A 19545-nucleotide genomic window follows, 5' to 3' on the forward strand; every position below is an offset into this window, starting at 1 on the left:
TTTTATCATGAGCTGGTTAGAATTATTAAACAACTTAGAATCAGGCGCAGTTCGCGCAGCAACACAAGACGAGAACGGCAACTGGCACGCCAATGTTGAAGTTAAACAAGGCATTTTAGAAGCCTTTAAAAACGGCACTAATACTGAGTTCCCAGGTGGTTTTGTTGATAAGCACAACTTAGCACCACAAGGCTTTGCAGCCGATGCTGGCGTGCGTATGGTACCAGGTGGTAGCAGTGTTCGCCGTGGCGCACACGTTGCCAAAGGCACCATTATCATGCCACCAGCATATGTGAATATTGGCGCGTTCATCGACGAAGGCACTATGGTCGATAGCCACGCATTAGTGGGTTCATGCGCACAAGTGGGTAAAAATGTTCACCTAAGTGCTGCAGTACAATTAGGTGGTGTACTAGAGCCAATTGGTGCTAGCCCTGTGGTTATTGAAGATGACGCATTCATCGGCGCAGGCTGCGTTATTGTTGAAGGTGTGGTCGTGAAAAAAGGTGCTGTACTTGCGCCAGGTGTTCGTTTATCGGCAACTATTCCTGTTTACGATTGCGTTAACGAACGCCAGCTAGACAAAGGTGAAGCCATCCCAGAAAACGCGATTGTGATCCCAGGCTCTCGCCCTGCTTCAAATGCATGGGCTCGCGAGCAAGGTCTAAGCATGTCTTGTGCATTGATCGTGAAATACCGTGATGAACAAAGCGATGCATCATTACTGTTAGAAGAGGTTTTACGTTAATGAGCTTTTTGAGCACGCCCATCAAGCAAGCTGTTGAACAAGTTTCAACACATCTTGATACGCCATTTTTTATCTATGATTTAGATAAATTAACTGCACATTTAAATCAACTAACTGCGCAAACCGATGTGAAACTTTGGTATGCCGTTAAGGCCAACCCACTGTCTCGCATTATTCAATGTTTAGACAGCGCAGGGTTTAACTTTGATGTTGCAAGTAAAGGTGAACTTGAGCAAGTACTTGCTCAAGGCATCGATAGCGAGCGCGTGCTCAACACAGGGCCTGCAAAGAGCCCTGCACAAATTTCACATTTTATTGCTCGCGGCGTACGTACCTTCGTGGCCGAGAGCATTAACCAAGTTCGCTGGTTAAACGAACAAGCAACAAAAGCAAATTGTCAGCTGCAAGTTCTATTGCGCGTACAACTTCGCTGGCCAGACAGCGAAAAGAACCCTCTTGGTGGCGATAGCCTTACTCCTTTTGGTTTGGGCTGTGATGAGTGGCAAGCACTCACTGTAAGTGATTACCCAGCTCTTAGCTTTGATGGTCTGCATATTTTCCAATGGGGCAATATGCTAAGTACTGACAAGCTCGCCGAGCTATGGCGTGCGATGATTGCGCCATTACAACAGCTAGCAAGCTCAATAAATATTAACCTTAATATTCTCGATTTAGGGGGTGGCTTAGGTATTCCTTATACGCAAGATGCTAACCGACTCGATTGGTCTGCACTTATCGAGACTCTTGCGGCTATTAAAGCAGATGCTGGTGTCAAAGAGCTTTGGATGGAACTTGGCCGCTATGCGGTGGGCGAATGCGGCCATTACGCAACGCCGGTTGTTGAGCGCAAAGAGAATTACAATCAACAACAAGTGATTTTATCAGGCGGTATTAACCATTTACTTCGCCCTGCTGTAACAAGCCAAGATTTTCCTGCGGCATTACTACGCGAGTCAACGGCTGAGCCTGCGGCAATGACTTTATACGGCCCTCTTTGCACCGCCCTTGATTGCTTAGGTGATCACCAATTAGCGAGCGATTTAAATGAGCAAGACTGGTTGGTATTCAGCCAATGTGGTGCATACGGCTTTACCGAAAGCATGCCGTACTTTTTATGCCACGAATTAGCGGCTGAATACATCCTTGAACAAGGCAATATTGAGTGCATTCGTAGCGCTGAAGATGCCAGCTATTATTTAAGGTAATCGCCATGAGTAAAGAGTTAATCAGCCAAGAGAATATTGTGGTTGGCGAGATTGCCAACGGCCTACCACTGACAATTCCTGTGTATCGCTTAAAAGGCGATGGCACAGGCCCAAACGTGTATATACAAGCCAATATGCACGGCGCTGAAGTACAAGGTAATGCAGTAATTTATCAATTGCTTGAGCAGCTAAAATCACTCAAGCTGCGTGGCGATATTACCCTAGTGCCTTATGCCAACCCTATTGGTTGCAACCAAAAATCAGGTGAGTTTACTTTAGGTCGCTTCGACCCAATCACGGGCACCAACTGGAACCGCATGTACCGCTTTAATAAAGCGTTACCGTCACAGATTGCTGAACAGCATAAAGACAGTGATGATACGACCCTTAAAGCGGCGTTTAAACAGGCACTCGTTGCTGACATCGACAGTCAATTAACGGGTCCTGATTACAGCCTAACAACGGGTAAGCGTATTGCCCTTAACTTGCAAAAGCTTGCCCATCAGGCTGATATTGTTTTAGACCTTCACACTGGGCCTATCTCGAGTAAGCACTTATATTGCCCTGAATACGCCAAAGACAGCGCAAGCTACTTCAACATCGAGCATGTGTTACTGATCCCAAGTGATTTTGATGGCGCGATGGATGAAGCGAGTTTCTGCCCATGGTGGTCACTATCTGAAGAGCTTGCCAAACAAGACCGTGAATTTGCTGTTCAAGTCGAAGCATTCACTGTTGAGCTAGGTAGCCAAGAGAAAATCGATTTAAGTGCGGCTCTTGAAGATGCAAATAGCATTTTAAGTTACCTCAATCACAAAGAGGTATTAGTTGATGCAGCGTATCAACCAAAAGCGATGACACGCTATGCCTGCATGCTTGAAGATTATGTAGCTTACTATGCACCTATGGGTGGCATGGTTGAATACCTTGCCCCACTGGGCGGCCATATTAAAGCAGGCGAGCCTATCGCCCATATTTTAAGAATGGAGCGCTACCTTTCTGAGCAGCCGCTACAAACATTAAGCTTTGATAAAGACGCCATTGCTATTTTGCATTTTGCTTCAGCAAGCGTGAATCAAGGTACCGAACTTTATAAGTTTTTTACCAACGTATTTGAGCTATAAGCTCATCCCTTCTCATTGCGTGAGAGTCAACGGCTTATGCCCTTAGGCCGTTACAGCAGGGCTCCAAGCTTAGCTTGGGGCTCTCTATTTACCTAAAATTTCAACAATTCAGTACAAGTTCACGGTTACTTATGTAAAAATCGTTATAATTATACCTACTTACAAGTCTACTGAAAGGGAACTGCAATGGGATGGCGCATTTGGCTGGCAGCAGCTGGCTTATTTTCTGTACCTGTATTTGCTCAAACTGAACAACCACAAACTAACGAACAAGATGACGCGCTAGAACTCGTAAAGCAGTGTATTTTAAACGAAGCGATTGGCGGTGACGGTAAACAAACACTCGAAGAACTTCGTAAAAAATGCTCAGACTTAGACGAGAGTAAAAAGCTCACCGCTTTAGACAAGCGTAAAGCTCGTGAAGAAGTGAGTAAGAAAAACCGTAATGTGATCACCCCACATAAGCGTAACTACATATTACCGCTTTCATACGTATCTAACCCGAATGAACGTCCTTTTGATGGTTTAAAAGATCTTGCTGAGCAAACTGATGGCGAGCCACTTGATAATCTTGAAGTGAAATATCAACTTTCAATTAAAGTGCCTATCTTCGAAGGCTTTTCAGATAAAGATCAGGGCGTATTCTTTGCGTTTACCATGCAATCGTTTTGGCAGTTCTACAACAAAGATATTTCATCACCGTTTCGTGAAACAAATTACGAACCAGAGATCTTCTGGGTGAACTACCTTGATCCTGAGCATGTGCTTTGGGGCGATGAAATGGCAATTGCAATTGGTGCTTCACATCAATCGAATGGCCGCAGCCAACCTAATTCACGTTCATGGAACCGTATCTATGCCGATTTCCTATGGGAAAAAGATGGCTTTGTATTTAGCTTTAAGCCTTGGTATCGCATTCCTGAAGATAAAAAAGACGATGAGCTAGAAGCCCGTGGCGATGATAATCCAGACATCTATAAATACATGGGTTACTTTGAGTTCTCGGGTGCATACCGTTACAACGAGCATGAATTTAGCTTTATGACCCGTAATAACTTAAATTCAGATAACCGTGGTGCAATCCAATTAGATTGGTCTTTCCCTCTTTGGGGCCGATTACGTGGCTACGCACAATATTTTAATGGTTATGGTGAGAGCTTGATTGATTACAACGCCGATATTGAACGTTTTGGTGTGGGTATTCTATTAACTGACTTGCTTTAGCTGATAAAGAGCGAGCTTTAGTTAGCTCGCTCTTTATTTTCGTTATTTTTTAACGATGAAGTGACCTTCGAATTCTGCTACTAACACATCACCATCGTACACATTAACCGGCACATGGTAGCTTGCTTTGCCACTGTCTTCTAAATCCGCTAATTTGCCTTTACAGCCAGCCAGCTCAACACTACCACGAGGGTCGTTATTGAGTGGTTTAAGGTATTTAATGTTGGCATCAGCTAACACGATATTTCCTTCAAGGCCTGCTTCTTTCAGCGCAAGGTAAGTTGCGCCCCACCCTGTTAAGGTAGCTAAACTATAAATTGAACCCGCAAACATAGTGTTATGAAGGTTTAAGTTCGCATCTAAGTCTGCGCGGGTAGTAAACTGCCAATCGGTATAGCTTTCAACTTTAATGCCCATCGCATCACTGATTGGGATCGACTCACGCCACGTGTTTTGCAGTACTTGTGTCCAGTTTGGATGACGGAACCAACCCGGCTCAGAGGGCTTTTGTTTTACCATTTTCCAATGCTGTACATCGTCATAGGCAAGGTGCGCTTTTTCTTTTAATTCGTAGCCATGACGCTTATAGAAATCAAGGGCTCGCTCACGAGCAAACAATACCAGCTCGTCAGCATCTTGAGTCCATGCGATTTTTTCTAATTCATGTAATAAACGGCTACCAATATGCTGGTTACGATTACCTTCAGCAACCGCCATATAACGAACTTGCGCTTGCTGATGATTATTAAAATGCAGGCGCGCTACGCCTAATACTTCGCCGTCATTATTTTTGATAAAGCGGTGCTCTGCGTCTTGTTCTAAGTCATCTTGCTCAGAACCACGCGGCTCGCCCCAGGGTGCTCTTAAAACCTGCCAACGTAATGAATAGTACGCTTGCCAATCTTCGCTGCTTTGTGGGGTGGTCACTTTAAACATAAAAACTCCTGTGATAATTCAGCCACTGTCTGTTGTTTTTCTGTCGTGGCCTTTGGAATGCGAATTACGATACGCGATCTTCTAACAAGTTGGAATAATACTTTGGTGACCCAGCCTAAATTATTATTCTTGGCTGTAAAAACTAATGCACAATTGCACTTTAAGCCTGCTGGTCTATGCTGAAATAATTGTATTATTTTAATAAATAAATAGCTAAAGGCCCGAAATATGGAACATTTTCTTGAACCCAGTGGCGCAGTAAAACATAGTTTTATTGAGGACTGCCACCGATTAGGGCAACTCATCTATTGGCATAAACAAGGCAATTACAGTATTCAAGTTAGGCAACTTAACCAATTACGCTGGTTATTGATCAATGAAACTCTGCAATCGGTCATTGAAAAACGCCGACCTGCCAGATTACTTTTCCCGCATTTACAATACCTTGCAAAGCTTTGGCAAGACTTAGAGGAACCTAAAAAGATTTTAGAACTAGGGCTAGGCGGTGGTGCTATTCGTAATTACTTACAGCACACCTACCCTGACAGCCAACTGACATCGGTTGATAAAAACCCCGACATAATTCACTGCTATAAACGTTACTTTGGTGGCGACCATGCCAATAATCTGCACTGTTTTGATGCGCAGCAAGTATTAGAGCAAAACAACGAATACAATTGGATTATCCTAGATTTATTCAGTGAGGTAGATGCGCCATTATTTTTATACAAGCACCAGTTTTACACCAAGCTAAGAGCTGCGATGGCAAAAGATGGCTTGTTGTTCATTAATTTTTTATCTAATCACCCATCGCAACTAAAACAACTTGAGCACCTGCTAATCACCGAGTTTGGCAAGCGCCCAAGCATTGTAAAAATCCCCGACTACGTGAATCACATCGTGATGATCAAAAAATAAAAATACTTATACCAATCCGCTTAATTAAGTAGTCTATTTTGAGGCAATAAAACCTCGTTGATAACAAGGCAAAAATTTCGTTATTTAGTTGTTCTAAATGAGAGATTTTTAACGCAGTTAGCGACAGGTTTAATCCCTCAAAATGATTAAGTATTATTGCGGGTTGGTATTACACAGACAAATTAAAAGTAACGGGACCATCGTTACATAGGCTTACTTGCATATCAGCACCAAATTGCCCGGTAGCCACTGTTAAGCCCGCTTTTTTAGCCTCAGCAATAAAATACTCATAGAGCGTATTGGCTTGTTCTGGCGTGCCAGCACTTGAAAAGCTTGGACGCATACCCTTTTTAGTGTCGGCTGCTAAGGTAAACTGCGAAACCACTAAAAGCTCCCCCTTAATATCATTCAAACTTAAGTTCATCTTTCCTTGTTCATCGGTAAAAATGCGGTAATTGCTGACTTTGTGTAAAAGCTTCTGGGCGCTTTGCTCGGTGTCCTGTTTTTCAACACCTAATAGCAGCAAAATACCTTGTGAAATTTCACCAACTACTTCGCCTGCCACTTCTACTTTTGCTTGTTTTACTCTTTGAATTAAGCCTTGCATTGATCCCTCGATAACTTGATATACATTAAATCTGCGGCACGTCGCATTGCCGCCAAATATACCTGATTATCGCTGCTGTGCCCAATGCCATCTAAAATCAATAATTGTGCATTTAACTGTTCAGCAAGCTGCTGTACGGCACTATATCGACAGATCAAATCGGCGCGGCCATGAATAAACCAAATAGGTAAATGAGTCAGTAGATGGGCATTTTCTGCGATAAAGCCTTCGTCAATGAAACAGTGATGACGAAAATAATGCACCATTAACTTTGCTTGATTTAACCCGACATGGGGCTCCTGTAAACTCCAGTTTGTTAACGGCTCACCATGACATAGCACCTGCTCCCAATGACACCATAACTTAGCAAATTTACTGGCTTTAATTTGATCATCATTGTTTAGTTGCTGCTGATAAAAGTCGAGTAAGGCACGCCAATCAGTGTAATCATGTACAAATTCATTAAAGCACTCAGGGTAAAAATGCGCGCCGGCTCCTTTTGTTGTGTAAAGCCACTCGAAGTCACTGTTACAAGCTAAAAAGCTAGCCCGTAAAATAAGCCCTGCAACATGCTCTTGGTGATGAATAGCATAGACAAGTGCCAAAGTGGCACCCCATGACTCACCACACACCAGCCACTTTTCAATACCCAGTTGCTGGCGTAAATACTCGAGATCGGCAACTAATTCTGAGGTGGTATTTTGAGAGATATCATGCGGGGTTGAGTGACCGCAACCGCGCTGACTGAACATGATCACTCGAAAACGTTCTAAGTCGAAAAAGCGGCAATTTTCAGGGCATAGACCCGCACCAGGCCCGCCATGGCATAACACCACAGCAATCCCTGTAGACGCACCATATTCTTGCACATGGATTTGATGACCATCGCCAACACTTAAGTGATAATCACGGTTGGCAACATATTGTGGATGTAACTGCACCTCGCTCTCCTTAGGTGCAGTGAATTTAAACCTCTATATCAGGCGTGTCCTCGATATTCTCAGGGCTGATACATACAGTAAATTCTGCACCGAGTAATACGACAATCCACGACAAATACACCCATACAAATAAAATAGGGATTGTCGCCAACGCCCCATAAATAACTTCGTATGATGGGAAGTGGCTGATGTACAAAGCAAAGCCTTTTTTTGTCAGCTCAAACAACATAGCTGCAAACAAAGCGCCCGGAATTGCCGCTCTAAATGGAACTCGTGTGTTAGGAACTAAAGTATAGAGCATAATGAAGCCAATCATTGAAATTATGTAAGGTAATAATTTCAATAAAAAGCCGCTAAAGCCGGGGATACCTTGATCGGCAAACGACACTAACGACACGATGTATGAAGTAACACCAATACTAGCCCCTAATAACACAGGGCCTAAACTAAGCACCATCCAATAAACGGCAAACGAAATCATCATTGGGCGCTTTTTCTTAATACGCCAAATTCGATTTAATGTAGCATCGACATTGCGAATAAGTAACAAAGATACAGCGGCTAAAAAACCCACACCAACAGCAGTCATTTTATTCGCATTACCGGCAAAAGCACTGATATGCTCTTTAATTACATCTGTAGAGGTCGGCACAAGGTTAGTAAACAAGAAGTTTTCTATGGTCACTAACGTGCTTTCGAATCCTGGAAAAGCAGAAAAAATAGCAACACCAACCGCGACTAAAGGCACGATTGATAATAAGGTTACATAAGCCAAGTACCCAGCATTAACAGTGATTTGATCGTCAATACAGCGATTGAGATACTGCATCCACCAAGTAGGTTGTTGCTTTAAAAAAGTGCTTAATTGCAACTTATATCGACTGAGCTTCTCATCCATAGAATCTAATTTCTGCTAAAATGTTTTGATAATCATAGCAATCCACCACATAATTTGAAATGAAAGGTACCTAAAAAGGATTCTCAATGAAAAAACTGACACTTTTAAGTGCACCACTATTTGCAGTAACAATGGCATTATCAGGCTGTCAGTCAGCTTATTACTCAGCCATGGAGTCTGTCGGTGTGCATAAACGCGACATTTTAGTAGACCGCGTAGAAGAAACAAAAGAAGCACAGCAAGAATCACAAGAAGAGTTTCAATCAGCATTAGACAGATTAACCACGCTGATTAACTTTGATGGTGGTGAACTACAAGATGCCTACAATCAACTGAATGATGATTACGAGTCGAGCCTCGCGGCAGCAAACGACGTAACAAGCAATATCAATAAAGTAGAAGATGTAGCTGAAGCGCTATTTGATGAGTGGGCCGATGAGCTAGAGCAATACAAAAGCGCCTCTCTTAAACGTGAAAGCAGCAAAAAGCTCAATGCAACTAAGCGCCAATTTGATCAACTACTTCGCTCTATGCGCAGCGCAGAAAGCAAAATGGAGCCGGTATTATCATCACTTCATGATAATGTTTTGTACTTAAAACATAATCTAAACGCACAAGCTGTAACTGCTATCAAAGGTGAGTTCACAAGCCTAAAACGCGATATAAAAGTGTTAATGGACGACATGAACAAATCTATCGAAGACTCTAATAAGTTCATTGAGCAAATGAACAAAGCGGGCTAATCAACTCAAGCTATTCATAACAAAAGCCTACTTAAACGTAGGCTTTTTTGTGTAACCTCTTGTTACTTTTTAAAGATTTATCTTAAATTTTATTTTGCTAAACTCACGGCAAAGAATAAAAAGTAAACATGGTATGCATTTAAAAACACTCTCAACACTTATTGCAGTAGCACTTTTAAGTGCATGCAGTAATTCAAACACTGTTAATATTATTGCCGGTGAAGGCACTATCACTCCGTTAAAAACCGAGGGTGAGTACGAAGGTCGCTACCACAACCTTTATCCGGGTGATAAAGAATACCCAACAACCTGCACAGACAATTGCTATGAAGAATCAGAACTCCTTGTGTGCAACGACAGCAACTCACAATGCGAGTTTCATGCAGAACAACATGTGCCTGCAATCAACTCAGGGTTTACGGTGCGCTGGTTAGGTCATGCTGGGTTTTATATTCAATCACCAAATGGTGAGCAGCTGTTGTTTGACCCTGTTAAAGATCAGTTTGATTCGCCCGTAGACTTTGCCTTTAAGCTTGCTGGGGGCATGTATCGCAAACCTGGTTTTTGGCCATCACAAGCTGAACTTAATGGCTTAGATGCAGTAATGTACTCACACATTCACTATGACCATTTTAACAAGGCGGATATAGAAGAGATTGGCAATACCCCCCGCTACTTAGTGCCATTAGGGTTTGCAGATAACTTCCCGACGGGTGGCTTTAATATTTCCGAAATGGCGTGGTACGCAAGTACACAAATTAATGATTTAACGATTCATGCACTGCCAGCTCATCATTTTAGCAGTCGTATAATGGTGCCTTTCATTTATGACGACCACAATAAAGATTTATGGAATGGTTGGTTACTTGAGCAAAATGGTAAAACCTTGTTTTTTGCTGGTGATACCGGTTACTCAAAACACTTTCAAGATATTAATCAAAAATACGGCGAGATTGATGTGTGCTTAATGCCAATTGCTTCCTACTACCATGAAGAAGATGGTAAGTGGTATCGTTATGTTCATACTACACCTGAAGATGCATTAAACGCGGCAGAAGAGCTAAGCTGTAAAGTGATGATCCCGTGGGGTTATGGCAACTCAAGCTGGCAAATGGGCGACCATTCTAGTCACTCTGCATTATTAAGATTACTGCAAATGCAAAAACAGATGAACAGCCAAGTTCCTCTTTACATTTTAAATGAAGGTGAGCAAGTGTCACTGTAGTGACACTTGCAAGCCCTACATAGTATGTTTGAGCAATGAGTCCCGTAAAGCCAACATAAGTTTATGGGCGCTTCCTGCTGACATGGCTAGTGGGTTAAATTCGCTGGTACCTGAGTACTTAAGGTTAATAGGGGTCACTTGTTTAGTGTAAGGAATGTAACCCATAGACCAATTTTCAAACTCTCTTTCATAAATTTCACAATAGTTCAGCATGATGATATTGCGATGACGTTTGTCATTAAGAATACGATGATAAGTTTCATTAACTGCTTTTCGTGACCCCTCAAGGCATTGCATAAAGTGAGAACTATTAAAACAAAGTAGCCCAGTTACATTACTTTCTGCATTATTCTGCTTAGCTTTCTCAAGAATATCTTCGATGTCATTGGGCCCAAACCCATCGCTAATTTCACTTGTGTAAATCAGTCTAACTAAATACATCTTACTCTCCTGCAAGTTGGATTTAGAAAAGATAGTACAGATGGGGGAGTTAGTAAAAAGTTGCGAGTGGTTAGTGGTTAGTGGTTAGTGGTTAGTGGTTAGTGGTTAGTGGTTAGTGGTTAGTGGTTAGTGGTTAGAACAAATTAAAATACATTTCCTCAACAACAAGATTGTTTGTGTAATTACATAAAAAATAAAACCACCCTCTCGATCAACTGATATCTGACTTCTGAAATCTAACTTCTCGATTTTTTACGGCTGACGGCTGACGGCTGACGGCTGACGGCTGACGGCTGACGGCTGACGGCTGACGGCTAATCATTACAACAAAAAACCGCCGTATTTTTCAATACGGCGGTTTTAATTTTGTGAAACTAAAAGACCTTATTAGTCTTTAGCTTGACGGCTCGCACGCTTACGCTCACTTTCAGTTAAGTGACGCTTACGAATACGGATGTTCTCAGGTGTCACTTCCACTAACTCGTCATCATCGATGAACTCAATCGCTTGTTCAAGCGTGTAGTTTAGTGGTGGAACAAGCGTTTGTGCTTCATCTGTACCAGATGCACGAACGTTTGTAAGTTGCTTACCTTTAAGCGCGTTTACTGTTAGGTCATTGTCACGGCTGTGGATACCGATAACCATACCTTCGTAAACTTCAACACCGTGACCGATGAATAACTTACCACGGTCTTGTAAGTTGAATAATGCGTTAGTAAGTGCTTTACCTGTTGCGTTAGCAATCATTACACCATTCTTACGAGCACCGATAGTACCGCCTTTATGTGGACCGTAGTGATCGAATGTGTGGTAAAGAAGACCAGATCCAGACGTTAATGTCATGAATTCAGTTTGGAAACCAATTAAGCCACGGCTTGGGATCATAAAGTCCATACGTACACGGCCTTTACCATCTGGAGACATGTCTGTTAGTTCACCCTTACGAAGACCAATTTGTTCCATGATAGAACCTTGGTGCTCTTCTTGACAGTCGATTGTAAGTGTTTCGTATGGCTCTTCTTTTTGACCATCAACTTCACGAAGGATTACTTGTGGACGAGATACAGCAAGCTCGTAACCTTCACGACGCATGTTCTCGATTAAGATACCTAAGTGTAACTCACCACGACCAGAAACACGGAAGCTATCTGGGTTGTCAGTTTCTTCAACACGTAATGCAACGTTGTGAACAAGCTCAGCTTGTAAACGCTCAAGGATGTTACGTGAAGTTACGAATTTACCTTCTTTACCAGCAAATGGTGATGTGTTTACAGAGAACGTCATTGTTACTGTAGGCTCATCAACGCTTAGCGGTGGTAATGCTTCAACGGTATTTACATCACAGATAGTGTCTGAGATTTTCAACTCACCAAGACCTGTGATTGCAATGATGTCACCTGCGCCTGCAGATTCTGCTTCATGACGCTCAAGACCTAAGTAGCTCATTACTTGGCCAACTTTACCGTTACGCTTAGTACCGTCTGCGCTTACAACAGTAACCTGTTGGTTAGGACGAACAGTACCACGCTTGATACGACCTACACCGATAACACCGATGTATGAGTTGTAGTCAAGCTGAGAAATTTGCATTTGGAAAGCACCTTCAGGATCTGCATCCGGTGGAGATACTTCGTCAACGATCATCTGGAACATTGGTTCCATGTTATCTGATGGCTCGTCTAAATCCATTGTTGCCCAGCCGTTGATAGCTGATGCATAGATTACTTTAAAGTCTAACTGTTCGTCAGTTGCACCTAGGTTATCGAATAAATCGAAAACTTGGTCCATAACCCAGTCAGGACGTGCACCAGGCTTGTCGATTTTGTTGATTACAACAATCGGCGTTAAACCTTGTGCGAATGCTTTTTGCGTTACGAAACGCGTTTGCGGCATTGGACCTTCTTGAGCATCAACAAGTAGTAATACTGAGTCAGCCATCGAAAGTACGCGTTCTACTTCACCACCGAAGTCGGCGTGTCCTGGGGTGTCTACGATATTGATATGGTAGTCGTTCCAAGAGATAGCTGTGTTCTTAGCTAAAATGGTAATACCACGCTCTTTCTCAATGTCGTTTGAGTCCATTACGCGCTCTTCGTTACCGCCGCGCGTTTCTAATGTGCCTGATTGCTCAAGCAGTTTATCAACCAAAGTTGTTTTACCGTGGTCAACGTGGGCGATAATCGCTATATTTCTTAACTTTTCGATGCTCATATTTTTTCTCAGAGAAATTGAATCTCATTGATCCTGCAAGATCTACGCACTCACCTGCGTTTTCACCAGATGTCCCAGCATAGGATTTAAAAGGGCGCATATTATCCCTTAATAATGGCATGGATGAAAGTTTATCCAATATAAATTTATAAACTTTCTTCAGGCTTTTTATAAGTATCTGTTTTATAAATGACAAATTTATGAAAATTAAAGTGAATCTTAGCTCAAAACTGGCGAAATTTTCGTTTTTGAACCATATTTTGGCACTAAATCGTGTTCATAACAGAAAAATTGGCACGCTCAATAATTGTGCAAAACAAGGTCGCACTTTTTACGCACCAGAATGATCTTTTTACGCACCAACTTAGTGCAATAGAAGTTAACAAAACAAAGCCTTGTTTGTTTTTTGTAAGTCTAAACAAGGTGTTAAAAAAATGGCACGAAACCAGCTTATATAAGCGAAAAGCAATAATGCAGCAAAAAATAAAACCCAACAATTGGAGGACACATGTCACAATCGGTTTTAGATTTTATCAAAGAAAATGACGTTAAGTTCATTGATTTACGCTTTACTGATACCAAAGGTAAAGAACAGCATGTTTCTATTCCTCATCATCAAATTGATGAAGATTTCTTCGAAGACGGCAAAATGTTTGACGGTTCTTCAATTGCTGGCTGGAAAGGTATCAACGAATCAGACATGGTACTTATGCCTGTTCCTGAGTCTGCGAAAATGGACCCATTTTCTGAAGAAGCTACACTAATCGTACGTTGTGACGTAGTTGAGCCTTCAACACTTCAAGGTTATGAGCGTGATCCACGTTCTGTTGCAAAACGCGCTGAAGAGTACATGCGCTCTACTGGTATTGCTGACACTGTATTATTCGGTCCAGAGCCAGAGTTCTTCCTTTTTGATGACGTTAAATACAAATCAGACATGTCTGGTTCTATGTACAAAATCGATTCTGTAGAAGCTGCTTGGAACTCAGATAAAGATTACGAAGGTGGCAACATGGGTCACCGTCCAGGTGTTAAAGGCGGTTACTTCCCGTGTTCACCTGTTGATTCATCACATGACTGGCGTTCAGCGACTTGTTTAGTTCTTGAAGAACTAGGTCAAGTAGTAGAAGCTCACCACCACGAAGTAGCAACTGCAGGTCAAAATGAGATCGCAACTCGCTTCAATACAATGGTATTAAAAGCTGACGAAATCCAAGAGATGAAATATGTTATCCATAACATGGCTCACCTTTACGGAAAAACAGCGACATTCATGCCTAAGCCTATCGTAGGTGATAACGGTTCTGGTATGCACTGTCACCAATCTCTAGGTAAAGATGGCGTAAACATCTTCGCTGGTGACAAATATGCAGGTCTATCTGAAGAAGCACTTTACTACATCGGTGGTATCATCAAGCACGCTAAAGCAATCAACGCATTCGCTAACGCGTCAACTAACTCATACAAGCGTCTAGTACCAGGTTTCGAGGCACCAGTAATGCTTGCATACTCTGCACGTAACCGTTCTGCTTCAATCCGTATCCCAGTGGTGCCTTCTGCAAAAGCACGTCGTATCGAAGTACGTTTCCCTGATCCAACAGCTAACCCATACTTAGCATTCTCTGCAATGCTTATGGCTGGCCTAGACGGTATCAAAAACAAGATCCACCCTGGCGATGCAATGGACAAAGACTTATACGATCTACCTGCTGAAGAAGCAGCTGAGATCCCACAAGTTGCATCTTCTTTATCTGAAGCACTAGCATCATTAGACGCTGACCGTGAGTTCTTAACGCAAGGTGGTGTGTTCACTGATGACCTAATCGATGCATACATCGCGCTTAAAGGTCAAGAAGTTGAAAAACTTAACATGACAACTCACCCAGTTGAGTTCGAAATGTACTACAGCGTGTAACACACGCTGTACCAGAATTATCTGAAAGATAATAAATGTGTGTTCTCAAGCCCGCTCTGCGGGCTTTTTTAATGGTAATTGAGCGGGTTCTACTCTACAGTTTTATTTAGATTAAAAAATGCAGGGTTGCAGGGTGAAAAGCACAACTTTATTGGTACTATCGCTGATTTTTATAAGCTTTTTTGGCTATAGCGCAGCGCAGAAAGTGTATTCTTGGAAAGATAAAAACGGCGTTTTAGTATTTTCTGATACACCGCGCCCTGGCGCTACCGAAGTAAAGATGAATACCCAAAACCTGACCATGCCAGCTACCGACACCAGCATACTTGATAGCGCACCAAGTGCGACACCTGTCAAATTTAAAGTCAGTATTGCTTCTCCTGCTAATGAAGCGACCGTGCGAGAAAATACCGGTTCAGTGTATGTCACTGCTCGAATTAGCCCACGCTTTGAAAACGGATTTAAAGTACAACTTTTATTTGATGGCAATCCTCATGGTGCACCAAGTAATAGCACGACCTTTGCACTAAGAGAGGTCGAGCGTGGAGAACACACATTACAAGCTAAACTTTATGATGCTAATAATAAACTCGTTTCGGTTAGCCCAGTCAGCACCTTTTTCATGCACAGAACCTCAATTTATGGCGGAAACTAAGGTTTTTGACATGACTTCTCGCAAAGTAAAAAGAGTATGCTAAGCTGCACTAAATTGAAACGCACTAAAATGGTGCAACCATGCTCAGTGAAACACATTTTAACTCTGAACTGCTCGACAGTATTTGGAAAAATTTAAGTACTGCTGTCATTTTACTCGACCGAGATATTAAACTGGTTTATGCAAACGATAGCGCCAGTGAGCTTTTAGGTTTAGGGCCCAAGCGCATTATCAACCAACCGTTCGATAACCTATTCAATTACCACTCGATAGACTTAAAACGCATTGCTCAGTATTCGTTGTTCGATGGTGTTGATTGCCACCAGCATAGAGCTGACGTGGTTTTCGTCGATTCACGCCATGCCAAACTGACCATTAGCACGCGCCGAATAAGCAGCCATGATGAAAATTATATTTTGTTTGAATGCCGCCAAATGGATGATGAAATTCGCCACGATCAAGCTTCGAATCAAATGCATCAATATCAAGCAGCACGTAACCTAATTCGTGGTTTAGCACACGAAATTAAAAATCCTTTAGGTGGAATTCGCGGAGCGGCGCAATTATTGCAGTATGAGGTTGATCAGCAAGAACGTGATCAATGTGCCGAATTAATCATTGAACAAGCAGACCGTTTACGCGAGCTTGTAGACCGCTTACTTGGTCCGAATCAATTGCCACATAAATCCTATGGCAACATTCACCAAGCGTTAGAGTCAGTGATTAAACTGAGCATGTTAGATAACAATGCCAATATCACTTTAGTGAAAGACTATGATCCAAGTATACCGAGTGTGTACATTGACCAAAGTAAAATTCAACAAGTGGTACTGAACATTATTCGTAATGCACAACAGGCACTGGTTGATGGTGGCGAGATAAGAATAAAAACCCGTATCAATCATCAACACAGGCGCCCAGGTAAGGCGCCGAAAAAAACCTTGCTGATCCAAATTTCGGATAACGGCCCAGGTATAGACAAGAGCTTACGTGAAACCTTGTTCTACCCAATGATCACCAACAAAGAAAATGGATCAGGGCTTGGTTTATCGATAGCGCAAACCTTGGTTGACCAACATGACGGCCACATTGATTGTGACAGTTGGCCAGGCCATACAGAATTTAATATCTATTTGCCTTTTACGGATTAATGGTTTTTTGGAGTAGTCATGAAAACAGTCTGGTTAGTTGATGATGATGCCTCAATTCGCTTTGTACTAGAGAAAGCGTTGGCACGTGCAGGATTTGAAACTGAAAGCTATGCGAACGCACAAGATGTGCTTAATGCATTAAAGTTTAGCCAGCCAACGGTATTAGTATCTGATGTACGAATGCCGGGTATGGACGGCATGGCGTTACTTGAGACTATTGCTGAGCAAAACCCTGGCCTGCCAGTGATCATCATGACCGCTCACTCAGACTTAGACTCGGCGGTGAATGCCTTCCAAAAAGGGGCATTTGAGTATCTCGCTAAACCGTTCGATTTAGATGAAGCTGTCGCGCTGGTTGAAAGCGCATGCCGTGCTAATTCAACGAAAAAAACTAAACGTAAGCAAGCACCACAAACCAATGCGCATATCATAGGCGAAGCGCCTGCTATGCAAGAGGTGTTTAGGGCAATTGGTAAATTATCAGCATCAAGTATGAGCGTGCTGATTAATGGTGAGTCAGGGACAGGTAAAGAGCTAGTTGCAAGTGCCCTGCATAACCACAGCCCTCGTAAAGAAAACCAATTTATAGCTTTGAATATGGCTGCCATTCCAAAAGAATTGGTCGAGTCAGAGTTATTCGGTCACGAAAAAGGCGCGTTCACTGGAGCCGACAGTATTCGTAAAGGCCGTTTTGAACAAGCGAATGGCGGCACTTTATTTTTAGATGAAATAGGTGATATGCCGCTCGATGTACAAACGCGTTTATTACGCGTGTTAGCCGATGGTGAGTTTTACCGTGTTGGTGGCCATCAAAGTATTAAAGTTGATGTACGTATTATCGCTGCAACGCACCAAAACCTCGAAGACTTGGTAAAACAAGGTAAGTTTCGTGACGACTTATTCCATCGCTTAAACGTGGTGCGTTTACGCTTACCCGCGCTACGTGAGCGTACTGAAGATATTGAACGACTAGCACAACACTTTTTACATAAAAGCGCCAAAGAGCTGCAGGTTGAAAGCAAAATTTTAAGCCCTAAAGCTACTGAGCAACTGCGCTTATTCAATTGGCCAGGTAACGTGCGCCAATTAGAGAACACCTGCCGCTGGTTAACGGTTATGGCACCGGGTGAGCTAATCAGCGAGCAAGATTTACCACCAGAGATTGTTGCTGTTACACCGACTGAGCAAGAAGGTGATTGGCTGGATGCATTTCAACAATGGCTTAACCTTGAACTTAAACAAGGCAAAGAAAATATTTGGCCTGCCATTCAAGCACAACTCGAAACTCGTTTGATTAAAACCGCCCTTGCCAATTGTGCTGGCCACAAGCAAGAAGCCGCAGTGAAGATTGGTTGGGGCCGCAATACATTGACCCGCAAGCTAAAAGAGCGCAATATTAGCTAATTTCGCGCTATACCTATGTGAGTCAATGAAGTTAATCGAGCACATTCCACTAATTAAACAAATGGAAATTATTAACAGATTGTCGTTCTTTAGAGAGTTTACTCTCAGTGAACGACAAGTGTTATTAGAGTCATTCAGTCATTTATATTTGGTCAAACAAGGCCGCGCTGTTTTCAAACAATACGATACTGATAAACGGCTTTATATCGTGCTAAGCGGCTCACTGATGGTATTCAAACAAAGTCATTTACTCGAACTTGGTACCATTGAGCCCGGCGAATTTATCGGTGAAGGTGCTTTTATCAATAGCCGCGAGCACAGTACCAGTGCACGCGCAAAAGTTGATACCATTTTGTTAGCTATCACCCCTGAAGCACTTACCCGCTTACCCAATGTGATCCGCGAGAAAATTAAAGATCGCATCATCGAAGGCATGAGTGAGCGTATTACTAAGCTTAGTAATTACCTTGAGTCGCGAAGCTAGTCCATATACACAATTTGTAATGAGCAATTTAACCAACTTGGGCTATTAACACGTGCCGTGTAACGGTAAGTATCTGATGGTTTCATACCAAAAGGAGTGCTCACTTCTGGCGTTAAATGACTGTATGTTTGCGAATAATTTTTATAATAAATGACTAGGTAGCCATATAAATAATCCCAATCTAGGGAGACTTTTCTACCACTTGTAAGGGTAAAGTGCGCCTGCTTATCATTAAATGTAACTGCAAGATCATTATACTTGTCTTCAACGCATCCAGTGGTGAGTACACGAGCCGGCATAGTAAAACTGGTGGTGATATTTTTAGCTCTTAAGTAAAAGCCAATATTGCCATGATTGTAAAAGTGATTGGCATCTGTGGTGTACTTAATTTCAGCTTGATAACCCAGTCCCTGCATAATTTCAGCTAGTTGCTCGGCTTCATGAGTGAGAATTTTATCGCTCGATAGCATTAAGGTTGCATCAGTAAACTCTCTTGGCACAGGAAGCTGGGTATATTCATAGGGTAAGCTTTGTTTATCTAATGCTTGCTCTAATGATTGCAACTGCGACTGTTCAAGGTTTTCTGTGTATACGTAGACTGTAGCTTGCTGACAACCTGCCAAAATTAAAAATATGGCTGCTGAAATTATCCTTTTCATGTTCTTTCTCACTTTGGATTACAAATGTAGTCTAAAGTGAGAAAAACAATAAATCA

At 42.3% G+C, this 19545-nt stretch carries 19 protein-coding genes; 12 read left to right on the forward strand and 7 right to left on the reverse strand.

Going from position 1 to position 19545, the window contains the following annotated elements; genetic code table 11:
- Positions 1–7 precede the first annotated feature (7 nt).
- The 4 genes from VRK28_RS15400 to VRK28_RS15415 all read left to right on the forward strand — a co-directional run bounded on the left by VRK28_RS15400 (position 8) and on the right by VRK28_RS15415 (position 4301).
- Positions 8–748 (forward strand): 2,3,4,5-tetrahydropyridine-2,6-dicarboxylate N-succinyltransferase, encoded by a 741-nt coding sequence (locus VRK28_RS15400; protein WP_054552405.1) that lies wholly within the window; start codon positions 8–10, stop codon positions 746–748.
- Positions 748–1953, forward strand: a complete 1206-nt coding sequence (locus VRK28_RS15405; protein ID WP_130167199.1) for a PLP-dependent decarboxylase — start codon at positions 748–750, stop codon at positions 1951–1953. Before VRK28_RS15400 ends, VRK28_RS15405 begins: the two co-directional genes overlap by 1 nt.
- Positions 1954–1958: 5 nt before the next feature.
- Complete coding sequence (locus VRK28_RS15410; RefSeq protein WP_130167198.1) at positions 1959–3077, forward strand: succinylglutamate desuccinylase/aspartoacylase family protein; 1119 nt, start codon at positions 1959–1961, stop codon at positions 3075–3077.
- A gap of 186 nt (positions 3078–3263) precedes the next feature.
- Entirely contained in the window at positions 3264–4301 is a 1038-nt protein-coding gene (locus VRK28_RS15415; protein WP_054563462.1) for a phospholipase A, read from the forward strand.
- 42 nt (positions 4302–4343) lie between these two features.
- Here the strand turns inward: VRK28_RS15415 and VRK28_RS15420 are convergent, their stop codons facing one another.
- A complete protein-coding gene (locus VRK28_RS15420; protein ID WP_054563461.1) occupies positions 4344–5237 on the reverse strand; it encodes a bifunctional GNAT family N-acetyltransferase/hotdog fold thioesterase in 894 nt (297 codons plus the stop codon).
- Positions 5238–5465: 228 nt separating this feature from the next.
- Here VRK28_RS15420 and VRK28_RS15425 point away from each other — a divergent pair, with 228 nt between their 5' ends.
- Positions 5466–6155, forward strand: a complete 690-nt coding sequence (locus VRK28_RS15425) for a spermidine synthase (RefSeq protein ID WP_054563460.1) — start codon at positions 5466–5468, stop codon at positions 6153–6155.
- Positions 6156–6324: 169 nt separating this feature from the next.
- On the opposite strand, the gene dtd is transcribed toward VRK28_RS15425, so the two are convergent.
- The 3 genes from dtd to VRK28_RS15440 are packed head-to-tail and all read right to left on the reverse strand — an operon-like array spanning position 6325 to position 8601.
- Positions 6325–6762 (reverse strand): D-aminoacyl-tRNA deacylase, encoded by a 438-nt coding sequence (dtd, locus tag VRK28_RS15430; protein ID WP_130167197.1) that lies wholly within the window; start codon positions 6760–6762, stop codon positions 6325–6327.
- Positions 6750–7703 (reverse strand): alpha/beta fold hydrolase, encoded by a 954-nt coding sequence (locus tag VRK28_RS15435; protein ID WP_332394115.1) that lies wholly within the window; start codon positions 7701–7703, stop codon positions 6750–6752. The genes dtd and VRK28_RS15435 overlap by 13 nt, the downstream gene beginning before the upstream one ends.
- Before the next feature lie 25 nt (positions 7704–7728).
- Positions 7729–8601: a virulence factor BrkB family protein gene (locus VRK28_RS15440; protein WP_054563457.1), complete on the reverse strand. Its 873-nt coding sequence runs from the start codon at positions 8599–8601 to the stop codon at positions 7729–7731.
- Between the two features lie 86 nt (positions 8602–8687).
- Between VRK28_RS15440 and VRK28_RS15445 the strand changes: the two genes are divergently transcribed.
- Together VRK28_RS15445 and VRK28_RS15450 are read left to right on the forward strand one after the other, a co-directional pair.
- Complete coding sequence (locus VRK28_RS15445; protein ID WP_054563456.1) at positions 8688–9344, forward strand: DUF2959 domain-containing protein; 657 nt, start codon at positions 8688–8690, stop codon at positions 9342–9344.
- Between the two features lie 133 nt (positions 9345–9477).
- Positions 9478–10569 carry an MBL fold metallo-hydrolase gene (locus VRK28_RS15450; protein WP_332394116.1) on the forward strand — a complete coding sequence of 364 codons (1092 nt, stop codon included), beginning with the start codon at positions 9478–9480 and terminating at the stop codon, positions 10567–10569.
- A 15-nt stretch (positions 10570–10584) separates the two neighbouring features.
- Here VRK28_RS15450 and VRK28_RS15455 read toward each other — a convergent pair whose 3' ends face one another.
- Both VRK28_RS15455 and typA read right to left on the reverse strand, forming a co-directional pair.
- Positions 10585–11010: a BLUF domain-containing protein gene (locus tag VRK28_RS15455; protein ID WP_058583995.1), complete on the reverse strand. Its 426-nt coding sequence runs from the start codon at positions 11008–11010 to the stop codon at positions 10585–10587.
- A 387-nt stretch (positions 11011–11397) separates the two neighbouring features.
- A complete protein-coding gene (typA, locus tag VRK28_RS15460) occupies positions 11398–13221 on the reverse strand; it encodes a translational GTPase TypA (RefSeq protein WP_269408544.1) in 1824 nt (607 codons plus the stop codon).
- Positions 13222–13729: 508 nt separating this feature from the next.
- Between typA and glnA the strand changes: the two genes are divergently transcribed.
- The 5 genes from glnA (at position 13730) to VRK28_RS15485 (ending at position 18830) form a co-directional block, all read left to right on the forward strand.
- Positions 13730–15136, forward strand: a complete 1407-nt coding sequence (gene glnA, locus VRK28_RS15465; RefSeq protein WP_062566669.1) for a glutamate--ammonia ligase — start codon at positions 13730–13732, stop codon at positions 15134–15136.
- A 133-nt stretch (positions 15137–15269) separates the two neighbouring features.
- Complete coding sequence (locus VRK28_RS15470) at positions 15270–15791, forward strand: DUF4124 domain-containing protein (RefSeq protein WP_248530289.1); 522 nt, start codon at positions 15270–15272, stop codon at positions 15789–15791.
- A gap of 80 nt (positions 15792–15871) precedes the next feature.
- A complete protein-coding gene (gene glnL, locus VRK28_RS15475; RefSeq protein WP_332394117.1) occupies positions 15872–16942 on the forward strand; it encodes a nitrogen regulation protein NR(II) in 1071 nt (356 codons plus the stop codon).
- Between the two features lie 18 nt (positions 16943–16960).
- Positions 16961–18346, forward strand: coding sequence for a nitrogen regulation protein NR(I) (gene ntrC, locus VRK28_RS15480; RefSeq protein WP_055198930.1), 1386 nt, complete (start codon positions 16961–16963; stop codon positions 18344–18346).
- 25 nt (positions 18347–18371) lie between these two features.
- Entirely contained in the window at positions 18372–18830 is a 459-nt protein-coding gene (locus tag VRK28_RS15485; RefSeq protein ID WP_252950664.1) for a Crp/Fnr family transcriptional regulator, read from the forward strand.
- Here the strand turns inward: VRK28_RS15485 and VRK28_RS15490 are convergent.
- A complete protein-coding gene (locus VRK28_RS15490; RefSeq protein ID WP_269408543.1) occupies positions 18827–19489 on the reverse strand; it encodes a hypothetical protein in 663 nt (220 codons plus the stop codon). The two genes, VRK28_RS15485 and VRK28_RS15490, sit on opposite strands and share 4 nt — an antisense overlap.
- Between the last annotated feature and the right edge of the window lie 56 nt (positions 19490–19545).

The organism is Pseudoalteromonas sp. P80D2 (assembly GCF_036680945.1).
In the GTDB taxonomy this organism is placed as follows: Bacteria; Pseudomonadota; Gammaproteobacteria; order Enterobacterales; family Alteromonadaceae; genus Pseudoalteromonas; species Pseudoalteromonas shioyasakiensis.

Coding starts and splice junctions, on each gene's coding strand:
- VRK28_RS15400 (WP_054552405.1), top strand. CDS start 8: ATGAGCTGGTTAGAATTATTAAACAACTTAGAATCAGGCGCAGTTCGC.
- VRK28_RS15405 (WP_130167199.1), top strand. CDS start 748: ATGAGCTTTTTGAGCACGCCCATCAAGCAAGCTGTTGAACAAGTTTCA.
- VRK28_RS15410 (WP_130167198.1), top strand. CDS start 1,959: ATGAGTAAAGAGTTAATCAGCCAAGAGAATATTGTGGTTGGCGAGATT.
- VRK28_RS15415 (WP_054563462.1), top strand. CDS start 3,264: ATGGGATGGCGCATTTGGCTGGCAGCAGCTGGCTTATTTTCTGTACCT.
- VRK28_RS15420 (WP_054563461.1), bottom strand. CDS start 5,237: ATGTTTAAAGTGACCACCCCACAAAGCAGCGAAGATTGGCAAGCGTAC.
- VRK28_RS15425 (WP_054563460.1), top strand. CDS start 5,466: ATGGAACATTTTCTTGAACCCAGTGGCGCAGTAAAACATAGTTTTATT.
- dtd (WP_130167197.1), bottom strand. CDS start 6,762: ATGCAAGGCTTAATTCAAAGAGTAAAACAAGCAAAAGTAGAAGTGGCA.
- VRK28_RS15440 (WP_054563457.1), bottom strand. CDS start 8,601: ATGGATGAGAAGCTCAGTCGATATAAGTTGCAATTAAGCACTTTTTTA.
- VRK28_RS15445 (WP_054563456.1), top strand. CDS start 8,688: ATGAAAAAACTGACACTTTTAAGTGCACCACTATTTGCAGTAACAATG.
- VRK28_RS15450 (WP_332394116.1), top strand. CDS start 9,478: ATGCATTTAAAAACACTCTCAACACTTATTGCAGTAGCACTTTTAAGT.
- VRK28_RS15455 (WP_058583995.1), bottom strand. CDS start 11,010: ATGTATTTAGTTAGACTGATTTACACAAGTGAAATTAGCGATGGGTTT.
- typA (WP_269408544.1), bottom strand. CDS start 13,221: ATGAGCATCGAAAAGTTAAGAAATATAGCGATTATCGCCCACGTTGAC.
- glnA (WP_062566669.1), top strand. CDS start 13,730: ATGTCACAATCGGTTTTAGATTTTATCAAAGAAAATGACGTTAAGTTC.
- glnL (WP_332394117.1), top strand. CDS start 15,872: ATGCTCAGTGAAACACATTTTAACTCTGAACTGCTCGACAGTATTTGG.
- ntrC (WP_055198930.1), top strand. CDS start 16,961: ATGAAAACAGTCTGGTTAGTTGATGATGATGCCTCAATTCGCTTTGTA.
- VRK28_RS15485 (WP_252950664.1), top strand. CDS start 18,372: ATGAAGTTAATCGAGCACATTCCACTAATTAAACAAATGGAAATTATT.
- VRK28_RS15490 (WP_269408543.1), bottom strand. CDS start 19,489: ATGAAAAGGATAATTTCAGCAGCCATATTTTTAATTTTGGCAGGTTGT.